The organism is Armatimonadota bacterium, from assembly GCA_031081675.1.
Classification (GTDB): Bacteria; Sysuimicrobiota; Sysuimicrobiia; order Sysuimicrobiales; family Kaftiobacteriaceae; genus Calidihabitans; species Calidihabitans tengchongensis.
In genome coordinates this window covers 1-14889 of the sequence record JAVHLZ010000029.1, presented here as the reverse complement: position 1 = coordinate 14889, position 14889 = coordinate 1, and the positions used below count along the sequence as shown (strand labels likewise).

The following is a 14889-nucleotide window of genomic DNA, read 5'->3' as shown; positions in this document are numbered from 1 at the left end:
CGCGATTTCGTGCGGCGGCGGGAGAAACCCTGCCGGCGGAGAACTCGCGGAGGCGGAGGCGGCCGATGAGGCGGTGGGTTGTGGGATGCGCGACCCTGCTGGCGGGGGCGCTTCTGGTCGAGTGGGGATTGACCCAGCCGGTCCGCGTGGGCTACGCGCCCACCGAGGCCAACAGCCAGCGCAAGGTCGTGGCGGCCGAACAGGTCCTGATCACCTACACGGCGGCGGTGTCGGGAGTCCCGGCGGTCCTGCTGGACGAGGTGGGTCCCGACGGCTCCCGGCGCACCGTGCTGCGGGTGAGCGAGGGGCCAGGTCCGGCTACCCTGTCCACCCTGGTCACAGGCCCGGGCGGCGGTCTGCACGTGGCGTGGACGGAGTTCACCGGCTCGCTGGGGCGCGTCCACTACCGGCGCCGGGCGGCGGGGGCATGGACGCCTCCGGCCGCCGTCTCCCCCTCCGGGGCCTACGCCGGGTATCCCTCTCTGGACGTTGACTCCACCGGGCGGGTGCACCTGGCGTGGTACGGCATCCGCCAGTCCGCAGGCGGCCGGCCGGTGGCCCACGGCGGGATCTACGAAATCTTCTACACCCAGCTGCGAGGCGGCGCGTGGACGGTTCCCGAGGTCCTCTCCCCCGGCGTGCCCGACAGCCTCAACCCCGCCCTGGCCGTCGACGCCGCCGGACGTGTGCACGTGGTGTGGTTTCAGTCCGACGGGCGGGCCTACCAGGTGGTCTACCGGATGCGCGCGCAGGACGGCGCGTGGACTCCGCCCGGGTACCTGACCGACGGCGAGGCGCCGTCCACCCGGCCCGCCCTCGCGGTCGATGGAGCGGGGACGGTGCACGTGGTGTGGGAGCACCGGGACGGCATCTGGTACCGGTCCGGCCGGTCCGGGCGATGGGATCGGGTGGTCCGGATCGCCCCCAGGGGGCGCCGCCCGGCGGTGGGCGTTGTGGGCGCGTCGGTGTTCGTGGCGTGGTCGGACGGTCAGGCAGTCTGGCTGCGGGTCCGCAGCCGGGGCTGGCGACCTGCGGCGCGGCTGGGGACGGGCGACCACCCCAGCGTCTTTCCGTGGCGGGCGGGACAGGCGTCCCGGCCGTGGGCCGTCTGGACCGTGGGCGCACAGGTGCGGGCGGAGGACCTGTCGGTGCTCGTGGGCCGCCGCTGAAAGGGGGATACCGGTGGAGTTCCGACCGCGGGACGCGTTCCGGTCGCCACGTTTTGCCCAGGTGGCCACGTTCATGCGGCTGCCGCACGTCAGCGATCCCGGCGGGCTGGACGTGGCGCTGCTGGGCATTCCCTATGACGGCGCGGTCTCCTACCGTCCGGGCCCGCGGTTTGCCCCCCGGGACATCCGCCAGCACAGCGTCCTGGTCCGCCCCTACAACCCCGCCCAGGGCGTGAATCCCTTTGCGGTGCTGAGGGTGGCCGACGTGGGCGATGTGGATGTGGACCCGCTGGGTATCGAGCAGACCTTCGCCCGCGTGGAAGACGCAGTGGAGCGGATCCTGTCAGCCGGCGCGGTGCCGGTGTGCATAGGGGGAGATCACTCCCTGTCCCTGCCGATCCTGCGGGCGGTGGCCCGCCGCCACGGCCCGGTGGGGATGGTCCACGTGGATGCCCACCAGGACATGTGGGAGGAGTACTTCGGTCACCGCTACTTCCACGGCACCCCGTTCCGCCGGGCGGCGGAAGAGGGTCTGCTGGACACCCGGCGCGTGGTGCAGGTGGGCATCCGCGGGCCGGTGTACGGAGAGGACGACTTCGCCTTCGCGCGTGCCCACGGTATCCGGTGGGTGACGGCGGTGCAGGTGCAGCGGGAGGGACTGAAACCGGTCCTGGAGCTGATGGAGACCCTGCGGGGCGGTCCCGTGTACCTGTCGTTCGACATCGACGGGGTGGATCCGGCGTTCGCGCCGGGGACCGGCACGCCCGAGCCCGGAGGGCTCTCAAGCCGCGAGGCCCTGGAGGTCGTGCGGGCGCTGGCCGGGCTGGATCTGGTGGGCGCCGACCTGGTGGAGGTGTCCCCGCCCTACGACCACGCCGGCATCACCTCTATCCTGGCCGCGGCGGTCCTGTTCGAGGTGATCTCCGCCCTGGCGGTCACCCGCCAGGGGCGGTCGACAGGAGTCCCCGCCGGCGGGGGGTAATCGGTACATGTATCCCGCACAGACAGAGGTGGTGAAGCCATGAGGCGATGGGCGGCAGTGGTGGGGACCGCGGCGCTGGCGGTGGCACTGCTGGTCCGACCCGGTCCGGCGCCGGCCCAGCAGGCTCTGCGCATCGGCTATCCCGTGTGGGTGGGCTACGGCCCGCTGTTCCTGGCGGACCGCAAGGGCATGCTGGCCGATCTGGGCGTGAATGTGGACTTTGTCCTGATGGAGGATACCAAGACGCGTTACGTGGCGCTGGCCGCCGGCAAGATCGACGGCCTGATGACCACCATCGACACGGTGGTCCTGCGGGTGCGGCCCGACTTCCAGGTGGCGGCGGTGATGGCGTTTGACGACAGCAAGGGCGGCGACGGCATCGTGGCCCGCAGGGAGATCCGCACCGTCCGCGATCTCAAGGGCAAGACGGTGGCGTTCGGCGAAGGCTCGGTGAGCCACTTCTTCCTGGGGTTCCTCCTGCAGCGGAACGGCCTGACGTTCCGGGACATCGTGCCCGTCAACATGACCGCCGGCGACGCCGGGGCGGCATTTGTGGCCGGCAAGGTGGACGCGGCGGTGACCTGGGAGCCCTGGCTGACCCGCGGCAAGCAGGCGCCCCATGGTCACCTGCTGGTGGACAGCAGCGCCACGCCCGGACTGATCGTCGACGTGCTGGTGTTCCGCAAGGATGTGCTGCGGCGGAGAGAGGTGGAGGTGCGCAACGTGGTCCGCGCCTGGCACCGGGCGGTGGAGTACTGGAAGACACACCCCCAGGAGAGCAACCGGATCATGGCCCAGGCGGTGGGCGGCTGGCTGAAGGATCCCCAGGTGTTTGCCGAGACTCTCACGGGCATCCGCTACTACGACTACGAGCTGAACCGGGCCTTCTTCGCCCCGGGCGGGGGCATCTACAAGACCGCCCAGTTCGCCATCGACTTCTGGGCGGCCCAGGGCAAGGTGCAGGTACCGGGGCTGCGGGCCCGGGACATCGTGGACGGGTCGTTCATTGCCCGCTAGGCGATCCCCGACCACCCCCGACGCGGTTCCGCGGCCCACCCGGCCGCGGAACCGCATCCGTTCTGTCCTGAGCGACGCCCTGCGTCCCCACGAGCCGGTGGCCCGGCGCGCCTACCTCGGCGGCGTGCTGCTGTCGGCCGCCACCCTGGCGGCGGCGTGGGCCGTCCTGACCTACGGTGGGGTGGTGCCGCCGCTGTTCTTGCCGTCGCCGTCGGACGTGGTGCGGTCGGCCCTGTCCCTGCTGCGCGAGGGCAGTCTGTGGGTGCACACCCGGGCCAGCCTCCTGGTGATCGTCACCGGGTGGGCGCTGGCCGCGGCGGTGGCGGTGCCCCTGGGCATCCTCATGGGCACCCTCAAGATGGTGGAGGCGGTGGTGGAGCCGCTGGTGGACTTCGTGCGCTACCTGCCGGTGAGCGCCATGATCCCGCTGCTGATCCTGTACATCGGGATCGGCACGGCGGAGAAGGTGGCCGTCATCTTCATCGGGACGTTTTTCCAGCTGGTGCTGCTGGTGGCCGACGTCTCGGCCACCGTCAGCAAGGACCTGCTGGACAGCGCCTACACCCTGGGCGCCGGGCGGCGGACCGTGTTCACCCGGGTCCTGGTGCCGGCCACCCTGCCCGGCGTGATGGACAACCTGCGGATCACCATGGGGTGGGCGTGGACCTACCTGATCGTGGCCGAGCTGGTCTCCGCCGACCGCGGCCTGGGGTACCTGATTCTGGACGCCATGCGGGGATTGAACACCGACCGGATCTTCGTCGGGCTGCTGGTCATCGGCCTGCTGGGGCTGGGGTTTGACATGCTGTTCAAGTGGTTGCACCGGGTGCTGTTGCCGTGGTCGCCGCGGATCTGACCGCCCCCGCCAAGCTTTCCCTGGAGGACCTGCGGATCGTCTTCACCCGCCGCCGGGGAGGACAGGTCACGGCCGTGGAGGATCTCCGGCTGGTGGCGCGGGACCGGGAGTTCGTCTGCCTGGTGGGACCGTCGGGCTGCGGCAAGTCCACGGTCCTGCGGGCGGTGGCCGGCCTGATCAGGCCCACGGCGGGGCGGGTCCTGCTGGACGGGGTGCCGGTGGCCGGCCCCGGCGCCGACCGGGGTATGGTGTTCCAGTCCTACACGCTGTTCCCCTGGCTGACGGTCCAGGGCAACGTGGAGTTCGGCCCCCGGCTGCGGGGGGTGCCGGCGGAGCGGTGCGCGGAGATTGCCCGCCGGTATATCGCCCTGGTGGGGCTGGCGGGGTTCGAGCACGCCTACCCCAAGGAGCTGTCCGGAGGAATGATGCAGCGGGTGGCTCTGGCCCGGGCGCTGGCCAACGAGCCCGAGGTCCTGCTGATGGACGAGCCGTTTGGAGCCCTGGACGCCCAGACCCGGGCGCTGATGCAGGAGCTGCTGCTGCGGGTGTGGGAGCAGACCCGCACCACGGTCCTGTTCGTCACCCACGACATCGAGGAGGCCATCCTGCTGGCCGACCGGGTGTACGTGATGACCGCCCGCCCGGGGCGCATCAAGGTCGAGCTCCCCGTCGATCTGCCCCGACCCCGCACCGTGGAGGTATTCGACTCGCCCGCGTTCCTGCGCCTGCGCCGGGAGGTCCACCAGGCCGTCCGGGAGGAGAGCCTGAAGGCGCTGGCGGCGGCAGATGGGGAGCGAGGCTAGGGCTGCTTCTGGGGCACGCAGCAGATGAACTTCAGCGGCGCGGTCCCGGTGTTGCGGATCTGGTGGCGCTCGTACGGCGGCACCCACATCACCACTCCCGGCCGCACGGGGTGTTCGCCCTCGGGCCCCACCATCACGCCCTCGCCCTCCAGCAGGTACATCTCCTGCTCGTACCAGTGCTCGTGCAGGGGCGTGGCTGCGCCGGGGTCCAGTTCGAAGATGCGCATGGCAAACGTCTGCGCGCCCCGCCGCCGGTCGATGACCCAGCGGACGCGGACTCCCGGCATGTCAGGCGGCTGCTCGGCGGGCACGTCCTCCGGGCGGAAGATCTCCACGGCCGATCCCTCCCCTGCGGGAGTTGGGCGTCCGGGGCCGGAACTCCTGGGTCGTCAGGCGGGCACGCCACCGCACCCGCACCCGGGGGCGAACCGGCAGAACTGGACCATCCACGTGGGGCAGGGGGGCAGCTGGTCAGGCGGCGCGCCGGCCTCCAGCAGTGCCAGCCGTCGGTCGGCCTCGGCACGGATCTGGGGCAGGTCGCGGAACTGCAGGTCGTAGACCATGAACTTGTCGCCCAGCCGCTCGTAGTACACGATCAGCCGCCCCATCTCGGCCTGCAGCAGCGCGCACGCGAACGCCAGGCGGTCCACGTGATGTCCCAGGGCGTGGGGGATCCGGCGGCGTTCCACCATCTCGAACCGGGAGGAGACCCGCAACAACGTGGGGATCCCGTGGTAGGTGTCCACCCGGTCGGCCAGCGACCGCAGGCGGACGGGGACGGTCCGGAAGGCGCCGGGCACGCCGAAGCGCAGTGTGTCGTACAGGGCGTCCCGGAACCCCCGCCGGGCCATGTCCTGCAGGCGGGCCTCCGCGTCGTCGATCGCGTCACCTTCGGCGGGACTGAGGCGGGCGTACGCCGACCGCCGCGGGAAGACCAGATCGGTGAGGCGCAGGCCGGCGGGCGCGGGGGCGGCCCGCACCCGGGCCGTGAGGGCGGATTCCAGGGCGGGATCCGGCTGCAGGGCGACAGATCCCGGCGCGACGACGCGCTCCAGAGGCGGGGCGGCCTCGCAGCCGCAGATGTCGTGGTAGTCACAGCCGCGGCCGAACCACTCGCAGCGCGGGAGGTCTCCGGGGCTGCCCGACTCCAGCGCGCGGGCGAGGGCGTCTCGGCGGCGGCGCATCTCGGCGCGGATCCCGTCCAGGTCGGCGAACTCCACGGCGAACGCGCGCAGCCGCACGGGTTGCGGGGGGCCTCCGCGGCCGTACACGACCAGGCGGCCCCGGGGCACGCCCACCATGGCGCAGTACATCGCCAGCTGGTCGACGTAGGTCGGGCGCGCGGCCTCGGCGCCTTCCGGGACGACCGCGGTGGTCTTGAGCTCCAGCGGCATGTCCTCATAGATGTCGATCTTGCCCACGATGCCCTCGAACTCCACGAACTGCTCGACGAACTCCTCGGTGGAGATTGCTGCCCCGAACTGGCTGTGAAAGCCGGTGCCGGCCAGCAGGCTCTGCCGGCGGTCCGGCGAAGGCTGGATGTCCGGCCGCGTCCACCGGAAGAAGGCCTGGCGGGGGTTCACCAGGTCCGTCACCGAGATCCGCCGGCGGGCGGACGGTCGGCGGAGGGCGGCGGTCAGCTCGTCCTTGACGGTCCGGTTGGCCTCGACGCTGCCCACGAAGGGCGCGGCAAACGCCACGACGGCGATCACGCTCCCGGCGCCGCCGTCAGGACACTCCTCACCGGCGGACGGGCGGCGCCCGCCCCCACGGCGGCGCGGGTCACCTTGGCTTCCAGCCTCCGGGTCCTCTGCACCAGCCGCGGACGCGGGACGTCGGAACAGGCGGCGGCCCGCCGGGCGTAGGCAAGCGCCCGCGCCGGGTCCCGCAGCTCCCACTCCCACAGCATCGCCAGGCGCTCCAGGACCATCCAGCGGGGCAGGAGTCCGACCTGCAGCTCGCGCTCCCACAGGTCCCGCAGGTCGTCCACGTGGCCACGGCGCCGATGGTGCCGCGCCAGAGCCCACACGGCGCGCATCCGCGCCGCCGGGTCGCGTTCGGCCTCCAGCGCCGCCCGGCAGCACTCGGCGGCGGCATCGGATCGCCCGCTGTCCTCCAGCAGCCGGGCCAGCCCGACCCGGTCCACGTCGGCGGGCGCGCGGCGGGGATCGACCAGGATGTCGCCGGCGACGCCGTGGAGGGCCACCAGGGAGAGGATGTCCCAGGCGTTGTGGGCGATCACCGGTTCGAGCAGGGCGTCGTCGCCGGTCTGCAGGTAGCGGACGTACAGCGAGGGGATCATCCACCCCGGCACGTCCACAGGCCGGTCCACCCGGAGGACAGCCTGTTCCAGCAGGGGCAGGCTGTAGCCCCCCAGGCGGCGGTGCCACAGACGGCGGGCCAGGGTCATCAGGTCCAGGTGCGCCGCCGGTGCGGGGGCGGGGCGCAGACGGCACATCAGGTAGCGGGTGCGCAGCAACGGGAGGTCGAACCGGGACCCATTGAAGGTCACCAGGGCGTCGGCGCGGCGCAGCTCATCCTCCACGGCGGCGAGCATGTCCTGTTCGGCGGCCAGGTCCCGCAGGATGAACTGGGTCAGCAGCAGTCCGCGCTCGGTCACCCGGGCCAGGCCCACCAGGAACACGTAGGTGCCCGTACCGCCCGCCAGGCCGGTGGTCTCGGTGTCCAGCCAGGCCACCGAGCTCCCCGGGGGTCCTGCGGCCCGCCCGCGGGCCACGGCCTCTCCCAGGGGCCGCAGTCCGTGCACGCGGTCGGCCGGCCACAGATGGGTGCGCACGTCCACGCCCGCCACGGTCCTCGACCTCACGCGGGATCGCTGGTCCGCCCTCCGGAGGCGGCCGCCGGAGAGGGCGAGAGGGCGCACCGGAGGATGGTCAGGCAGTCGGCCTTGCCCGCCGCGCCGGCTTCCAGGACCGGCCCCACGCAGCTGGGACACCCGTCCGCGCACGGACAGGCGGCGACCAGGTCGGCCGCCGCCTGCAGCAGGTCGTCGTGGAGACGGAACAGGCGCTCGGCCAGTCCCACCCCTCCGGGAGCCCGTTCGTACAGGTAGATGGTCGGCCGGCCGGTGTGGGGCGACCGCACCTCGTAGACACGGCCCAGGTCCCGGGGGTCGCACATCACGAACAGCGGGGCGACGTTGTGCAGGGCGTGGGCCAGGGCGGCCAGGGCCCCCTGCAGGCGCTCGCCCGGGGCGGGGCCGTCCGGCCCGGCGGCGCGCGGCCCCGGCAGGCTCGCCAGGACCTGGGGGCCCAGCGTCCACCAGGCGGCGGTGGTGTGCATGGTGGTGTCCGGCAGGTTGATCGTCCCCCACCCCACGTTCTCGTGGGTGTGGAGGGTGAGCTTCTTGAAGATGGTGGGGCGGAACGTCACCTCCACGTCGCCGTGGGCGCGGGGCAGGGGGCCGGGGGCGGCGCCGTCCTCGGACAGGACGTCGATGCCCACGGCGATCTCGGCATCGGTGTAGTAGTCCACGTTCACCCGGCGCACGTAGGCCTTGCGCTGGTCCCAGTCCAGCCGGTCCACGTGGTACTGCTGGCCCAGGTGGAGGTAGATGGCGTGCTCGTGGACCAGGGAGGGGGCGGAGGGCAGGTCCACCTCCCCCACCACCCGGGGAGATGGATCCGTCGCGTCGATGATCACCACATTCTCGGTGGACGCCGACCGCAGGCTGACGTCCTGGGCCGGAAACCGGTCGGCCACATAGTGCCAGCGCTCGCCGTCGTGGTGGACGATGCCCTGGGATTCCAGATGGCGGAGGATGTCCACCGGCACCGAAGCGCCGAAAGGCTCGTCGGCGGCCAGGGGCAGCTCGAAGGCCGCGCAGCGCAGGTGGGCGGTCAGGATCAGCAGGTTGTCGGGGTGGATGAGGGCGCTCTCGGGCGAGCGGCCGAAGAAGTACTCGGGGTGCGCCATCAGGTACTGGTCCAAGGGGTCGCCGGTGGCCACGAAGACGGCCGCCGACAGGTCGGTGGTGCGGCCGGCGCGGCCCATCTGCTGCCAGGTGGACGCGATGGTCCCCGGATACCCGGCCAGCACGGCCACCTGCAGCTGGCCGATGTCGATGCCCAGCTCCAGGGCGGTGGTGGCGGCCACCGCCCGCACCGTCCCCTCCCGCAGGCCCCGCTCGATGGCCCGGCGCTCGGAGGGCAGATAGCCGGCCCGGTACCCGCGGACCGCCTCCGGGTCGATGCCGGCGCGGGCGGCCGCGTCCTTGAGGTAGGTGGTCAGCAGCTCGGCGGCCAGGCGGCTGCGGGCGAAGACGATGGTGGGGACCCCGTGGCGCAGCAGGTCGGCGGCCAGGTCCCGGACCTCCAGCAGGGTGTCCCGGCGGATGCCCAGCCCGCGGTGGACCAGGGGCGGATTGAGGAAGACGACAACCTTCTCTCCGGCCGGCGCCCCGCTGCGGTCGATGAGGGTGACCGGACGGCCGATCAGGCGCTCCGCGTGCTCGCCCGGATTGCCGATGGTGGCGCTGGCGCCGATGAACTGCGGCGCGCTGCCGTAGAAGCGGCAGATGCGCTGCAGCCGCCGCAGCACGTTGGCCACATGGCTGCCGAACACCCCCCGGTACTGGTGCATCTCGTCCACCACCACGTAGCGGAGGTTCTCGAACAGGCGCAGCCACGTGGTGTGGTGGGGGAGGATGGCGGTGTGCAGCATGTCGGGGTTGGTGACCACGATGTGGCCCGCGGCCCGGATGGCGCGACGCGATGCGGCGGGGGTGTCGCCGTCGTAGGTGAAGGTCCTGATGTCCGCGCCCAGATCGGCCACCAGCCCCTGCAATTCGTCCACCTGGTCCGCCGACAGCGCCTTGGTGGGGAACAGGTACAGGGCCCGGGCAGACGGTTCTTCCAGCAGGCGGGCCAGGACCGGAAGGTTGTAGCACAGGGTCTTGCCGCTGGCGGTGGGGGTGACCACCACCACGTCCTGGCCGGACCGGACAGCCCGGAACGCGTCGGCCTGATGGGAGTACAGGCCGGTGATCCCGCGCCGCCGCAGGGCGGCCGTCAGCACCGGCGGCAGGTCGTCGGGACAGGGGACCATCCGCGCAGGCCGCGGGGGGAGGACCCGCCAGGCGGCAATCCGGGACGCGGTCTGGGGGTCAGCGCGCAGCCGTTCGAGGATCTGAGGCAGGGTCATGGCGTCAGACTCCGGTGGCGTGTTCTCGCGTGTGAGGTGAGCGGATACCTCCAGGCCCCCTCACGCGTGCGAACAGGTGTTCGCCAGACGCGGTGGTCTTTCCTGCCGGCACGGGAAACTGGCCGGCGACGCGGGCGCAGACGCTTCCCATGGGACTGGCGGAGGAGTTCTGTTGGATACGCCAAAACCCTATGCGACAACGCCGACTGCGGAGGTGGGGGACATGCGGAGGTGTGGAACGCTGGTGGCGGCGGCGGTTGCGATGGGGGTCGCCCTGGGTCCGGCCGCGGCCGCGCCCAAGCAGCAGAAGGTGACGGTGACGCTGACCGAGTTCAAGTTCACCCCGGCGACGGTCACCCTGCAGGCAGGGGTTCCGGCCGTGGTCACGCTGGTCAACAAGGGCACCGTGGAGCATGAATTCATGGTGTACGGCCGTCCGGCCCAAGCGGTGGACGACTGGGACGAGTACGCCATGGCCAACACCTACTTCCAGGGGCTCGGCGAGGTGGAGGTGGAATTTGCCAAACAGGGTGCCGTCGCGGGGACCAACCTGTTTGAGGTGGAGGTGCAGCCCAACCGGACGGCCACCGTGGTGTTTACCCCGACCAAAAAGGGGACCTTTGAGATCGGCTGCCACGTGGAAGGACACTACGAGGCGGGCATGAAGGGAACCCTGGTGGTCAAGTAGCGGGGCTCCAGTGGGGGCGCGCCGCCCGACCCTCCGGGCCGGGCGGCGCGCCGCCCTGTTGTCTGCATGAACGGTCCCCCTCCCGTCCTGCTGGCCGGAAATCCGGTCGCCCCCCTGGCCCTGGGCACCTGGCAGTGGGGCGACCGGTTCGTGTGGGGATACGGTCGGGGCTACGCCGACCCGGACCTGCGGGAAGCCTTCCGGGCCAGCATCGCCGCAGGTGTCAGCCTGGTGGACACCGCCGAAGTCTACGGAATGGGCCGCGCCGAGAGGTTGCTCGGGGCCTGCATCCGGGAGACGGGGGCCCAGGTCCTGGTGGCCACCAAGTGCTTTCCCTTTCCCTGGCGCACCGGGCGCTGGGGGCTGCGGCTGGCGCTGGCCCGCAGCCTGCGCCGGCTGGGGATGGCGGCGGTGGACGTGTACATGATGCACTGGCCGTTCGGGCCGGTGGCGATTGAGACGTGGATGGACGCCATGGCCGACGCGGTGGAGGCGGGTCTGGTGCGCGCCGTCGGCGTCTCCAACTACTCTCTGGACCAGGTCCGGCGGGCGCAGGCGGCGCTGGCCCGCCGGGGTCTGCAGCTGGCCTGCGTGCAGGTCAAACTGAACCTGCTGGAACGCGACGTCCTGCGGACGGGCCTGCTGCAGACGTGTCTGCGCGAGGGTATTGCCGTGCTGGCCTACAGCCCGCTGGCGATGGGAGTGCTGACGGGCACGTACTCCGCTCACCGCCCCCCGCCCGGCTGGCGCGGCCGACGCTACGCGCCCCTGCTCCGTCGCGCGCAGCCTGTGCTGGACCTGGTGCGGGAGATCGCCACCTCTCGCGGCGCGAGCATGGCCCAGGTGGCCCTGGCGTGGGTCATCGCCAAAGGAGCGGTAGCGATCGCCGGAGCCAAGACCGGCCGCCAGGCGGCGGACAACGCCGCCGTGCTCCGGTGGACCCTGCGGCCTGAGGAGGTGCGGGCTCTGGACGAGGCCTGGCCGTAGGCGCGAGGGTCACTCTTCTCTGAGCAGAGCGTTGATGAGATTCTGTTTGGAGAAGTGGCCGAAGGTGACCAGCCGGAAGGCCCCCTCCGGACCCAGGAGCATCCGGGAAATCTCCGCGGGCGTGCGCCCCTGCCGGCGCAGATCCCGGGCCTGATCGCGCAGGCGCTCCCAGAAGTCCAGCTTGCGCTGCAGCGCCGCTCTCCCGTCGGCCACCACCTTCCCGCTGGCGCAGAACACGGTGGTCACCCGTAGCTCCAGAACCCGCCGGAGGGACGCGATGGTCTGGTGTGGGTTCTCGTCACGGCGCGCCACCTTGACATACGGGCTCAGGAAAAGGTCTCCGCTGAACAGCCAGCCCCGGCGCTCCTCGAACAGGCAGATGTGGTCGGGACTGTGGCCCGGGGTGTGCACGACCCGCAAGCGCAGCGAGGGGGTGGCCACCTCCTCGGGGACCGGCGCGGCGTCTGCCGGCGGCTGCCGCCCCCAGACGACCCGCTGGTAGACGAACTGGCGGGGCGGGCGGGCCAGCAGCGGCAGGGCCAGGGGGTGAGCCAGCGGACGCAGCCCCCGGCCGGCCAGGACGGGGCTGTTCCCGGCGTGGTCTTCGTGGGCGTGGGAGAGGACGACGGCCCGCACCGGCAGCTCGGCCACCGCCCGGGCGAATTCGCGCGCCACGGCCGGCGGACCGGTGTCCACCAGCAGGCCGTCCGCGTAGTAGGCGGCGACCAGGTACAGCGGTCGGCCCAGGACCAGGCGGCCCATGGTGAACTGGACGACCTCCCCGACGCGCGTGACGCGGACCACGACTCCCTCCACAGGCCGCCTGGGGACAGTCCCCGCTCCCGGCGGGGGACAGTCCCCGTCTCCGCGCGGTGACTGTCCCCCTGATCCCGTGGTGACTGTCCCCGTTTCGGGCAGGCGGAACGGGACCGCGAGCCTCCCGGAGGGCCTTTGGTGTTCTTTCGCGCCCTGGAGCGAAAATCTCCCCTGCGTGGGGACAGTCCCCGGAGGACCGCGGGGACTGTCACCGAACCGGCAGGGGGACAGTCACCGGGCCAGTCCCGGCGGTCAGGACGGGGAGCCGTCGGCCAGCCGCCTCGCCACGCCGGCTGGGGTCGGCGCGCGGGCGTGGCAGCCTTACGCAGAGAGTGTCCGGCGCCGGGAGGCGACGTGCGATGGATCCGCTGGTGGTGCCGTTGGGGCAGGTCCTGGAGCAGGTGCACGACGACATCTACGCGGCCGTGGAGCCCCTGGACGACGACGCGGTCAACTGGGCGCACCCGCACCTGGCCAACACCATCGGGATTCTGCTACGGCACATCGCCGGCTCGGAGCGCTACTGGATCGTCGAGGTGGCCGGCGGCCGGCCGGTCCACCGGGACCGGGCCAGCGAGTTCGTCCGGGAGCGTCTGGTGAAGGCAGACCTGCTGGCCGCTCTCCGGGCGGCCCACGCGGAGGCCCAGCAGGTTCTGCGGGACCTGAGCGCCGCCGACCTGGCCTCAGAGGTCGACATCGAGTTCCGGCGCACGCGCCGGCGGGTCACCCGCGGGTGGGCGATCTTGCAGGCGGTGCAGCACACCGCCTACCACCTGGGCCAGATCCGGCTGTTCGCGAAGATGGCCACCGCCGGCCGGGACGTCTGACCGTCGGTCGGGGCGCGGGTCGCGTCAGGGGTCGGGCGCAAGTGTCGGGCGGGCCGCCCGCGGCCGGCCGGCGGCCGTCGGCTCGGGCAGGAACGTGGCCTGCAGGTAGCGGTTGCTGGGGTTCCACAGGTACCACCCCCACGTCAGGCCGGCATCAGAGGCGGCGTCCATCTGGCGGCGGATCACCGCCGGCGGGTAGGGGGCGCCCAGGTCGAATCCCTGCAGCCACGGGCGGATGCGGGCCAGAGCGGGCCCGGGCGGGTCCTGCGGCGGGTCGGGGATGAGGGCGGCGGCCAGCGCCTGTCGACGGCGTTGGGCGGCCGACAGCGAATAGTGCACCACCTGGTAGGGGTGCGCCGCGGGGTTGGCCAGGCCCAGGAAGCCGCGGGCGTAGTGGGACGGGTAGACCATGGGCGCGACGTAGTCGAAGTAGGGCAGCACGTCTTCGAGAACCTGGCCGACGCCCAGGTCGTCCGGCCGCACGGTGACCAGCCCGAAGACATCCGCTGACAGGACCACGCCGGTCGGGCGCAGGGCGGAGGTGAGGTATCCGAAGAACCGGCGCAGGACCTGCCGGCGCTCCTCGGCCGCCGGGTCGTACACCGGGTACCGCAGGGAGCGCAGGTCCCCGTCGGACGGAAAGCGAATGTAATCAAAGTTCAGCTCGTCCACGCCGGCCCGCGCCGCCGCCCGGCCGATCGCCACCAGGTAGTCCCACACCTCCCGGCTGGCCGGGTCCACCCACCCCAGGCCCTTGCGGTCGCGCCAGATCCGCCCCCGCCCGTCCCGCACCGCCAGGTCCGGCCGCACCCGCACCAGATGCTGGTCCTGGAATGCAGCGATGCGCACCGCCACATACCCGCCTTCGGCGTGGAACAGGCGCACCAGCGCCTCCAGGTCATAGAGGGGGCGCTCGGCGCCCAGGGCCTGGATCAGCGGGCTGCGGGTCGCAAACGCCACCCGGCCGGTGTAGTCTTTGACGTCGATGACGACCCCGTTGAGTTCGGTGGATCGGATCAGGGCCAGCGCCTCCTGCACCCGGCTGGGGGTGGCGGCGCTCCACGCGGTCAGGTAGACCGCGCGCACGTCGTCGGGGGCTTTGGGCGGGACGGGTGCCGCAGGCGGCGGAGGCACGAGGCGTTCGGCGCGGTGGAGTCCGCCATCGGAGCGCAGCGGAGGCGCGCCGTCGGGGACGGCGGGCTGTGGGGAGAAGACCTGCGGGGCCACGATCAGGGCGGCCAGCCCGCAGGCGACCCCGACCCGGGTCAGGACCTCCCGCATCGAGGTTCTCTCCTCCCACACGGCGCTGGACGGTCCGGGCCGCCGGGCGGGGCGGTCCGCGCGCGGTGCGGGTGCCCGGGAGGACCCGGATATCTCAGGCGCGGCGTGGGGACTCCGTCTCCGGTCCGGCCGCATCTGCCGTGCTCCTAGCGGCCTGGCCGGAACGTCAGCAGGATGGAGACCAGCAGGCGCGCTTCCTCGGCCAGCCGGCGCGACGCCGCCGCCGTGGTCCCCGTCACCACGTAGCCGCGGGTGCCGGCGATGGCGGCCAGCTGCATCTGGTACAGTTCCACGCCGTCG

14 protein-coding genes are annotated in these 14889 nt (G+C 72.3%); 8 read left to right on the top strand and 6 right to left on the bottom strand.

Features of this window, described 5'->3' with window-relative positions; all coding sequences use genetic code 11:
- Positions 1 to 65 precede the first annotated feature (65 nt).
- The 5 genes from RB150_10100 (at position 66) to RB150_10080 (ending at position 4827) form a co-directional block, all read left to right on the top strand.
- Entirely contained in the window at positions 66 to 1169 is a 1104-nt protein-coding gene (locus RB150_10100; protein MDQ7820884.1) for a hypothetical protein, read from the top strand.
- Positions 1170 to 1182: 13 nt separating this feature from the next.
- The gene (gene speB / locus RB150_10095) at positions 1183 to 2151 is read left to right on the top strand and encodes an agmatinase (protein MDQ7820883.1); all 969 of its coding nucleotides are present in this window, start codon (positions 1183 to 1185) and stop codon (positions 2149 to 2151) included.
- A 39-nt stretch (positions 2152 to 2190) separates the two neighbouring features.
- A complete protein-coding gene (locus RB150_10090) occupies positions 2191 to 3168 on the top strand; it encodes an ABC transporter substrate-binding protein (protein MDQ7820882.1) in 978 nt (325 codons plus the stop codon).
- Between the two features lie 97 nt (positions 3169 to 3265).
- The gene (locus RB150_10085; GenBank protein ID MDQ7820881.1) at positions 3266 to 4024 is read left to right on the top strand and encodes an ABC transporter permease; all 759 of its coding nucleotides are present in this window, start codon (positions 3266 to 3268) and stop codon (positions 4022 to 4024) included.
- Positions 4006 to 4827, top strand: coding sequence for an ABC transporter ATP-binding protein (locus tag RB150_10080; protein MDQ7820880.1), 822 nt, complete (start codon positions 4006 to 4008; stop codon positions 4825 to 4827). Before RB150_10085 ends, RB150_10080 begins: the two co-directional genes overlap by 19 nt.
- On the opposite strand, the gene RB150_10075 is transcribed toward RB150_10080, so the two are convergent.
- The 4 genes from RB150_10075 to RB150_10060 are packed head-to-tail and all read right to left on the bottom strand — an operon-like array spanning position 4824 to position 9990.
- Positions 4824 to 5162, bottom strand: a complete 339-nt coding sequence (locus RB150_10075) for a cupin domain-containing protein (protein MDQ7820879.1) — start codon at positions 5160 to 5162, stop codon at positions 4824 to 4826. The two genes, RB150_10080 and RB150_10075, sit on opposite strands and share 4 nt — an antisense overlap.
- A 54-nt stretch (positions 5163 to 5216) precedes the next feature.
- Positions 5217 to 6539 carry a hypothetical protein gene (locus tag RB150_10070; protein ID MDQ7820878.1) on the bottom strand — a complete coding sequence of 441 codons (1323 nt, stop codon included), beginning with the start codon at positions 6537 to 6539 and terminating at the stop codon, positions 5217 to 5219.
- Complete coding sequence (locus tag RB150_10065) at positions 6536 to 7639, bottom strand: ribonuclease H-like domain-containing protein (GenBank protein MDQ7820877.1); 1104 nt, start codon at positions 7637 to 7639, stop codon at positions 6536 to 6538. Before RB150_10065 ends, RB150_10070 begins: the two co-directional genes overlap by 4 nt.
- Positions 7640 to 7650: 11 nt before the next feature.
- On the bottom strand, positions 7651 to 9990 hold the full coding sequence (locus RB150_10060; GenBank protein ID MDQ7820876.1) for a DEAD/DEAH box helicase: 2340 nt from the start codon (positions 9988 to 9990) through the stop codon (positions 7651 to 7653).
- A gap of 223 nt (positions 9991 to 10213) precedes the next feature.
- Between RB150_10060 and RB150_10055 the strand changes: the two genes are divergently transcribed.
- Together RB150_10055 and RB150_10050 are read left to right on the top strand one after the other, a co-directional pair.
- Positions 10214 to 10678, top strand: coding sequence for a cupredoxin domain-containing protein (locus RB150_10055; GenBank protein ID MDQ7820875.1), 465 nt, complete (start codon positions 10214 to 10216; stop codon positions 10676 to 10678).
- Between the two features lie 66 nt (positions 10679 to 10744).
- Positions 10745 to 11665 (top strand): aldo/keto reductase, encoded by a 921-nt coding sequence (locus RB150_10050; GenBank protein MDQ7820874.1) that lies wholly within the window; start codon positions 10745 to 10747, stop codon positions 11663 to 11665.
- Between the two features lie 9 nt (positions 11666 to 11674).
- Here RB150_10050 and RB150_10045 read toward each other — a convergent pair whose 3' ends face one another.
- On the bottom strand, positions 11675 to 12469 hold the full coding sequence (locus tag RB150_10045) for an MBL fold metallo-hydrolase (GenBank protein ID MDQ7820873.1): 795 nt from the start codon (positions 12467 to 12469) through the stop codon (positions 11675 to 11677).
- Between the two features lie 371 nt (positions 12470 to 12840).
- On the opposite strand from RB150_10045, the gene RB150_10040 reads away from it, so the two are divergent.
- Positions 12841 to 13308, top strand: coding sequence for a DinB family protein (locus tag RB150_10040; GenBank protein MDQ7820872.1), 468 nt, complete (start codon positions 12841 to 12843; stop codon positions 13306 to 13308).
- Between the two features lie 24 nt (positions 13309 to 13332).
- Here the strand turns inward: RB150_10040 and RB150_10035 are convergent, their stop codons facing one another.
- Entirely contained in the window at positions 13333 to 14589 is a 1257-nt protein-coding gene (locus tag RB150_10035; protein ID MDQ7820871.1) for a putative glycoside hydrolase, read from the bottom strand.
- Positions 14590 to 14889: the final 300 nt, after the last annotated feature.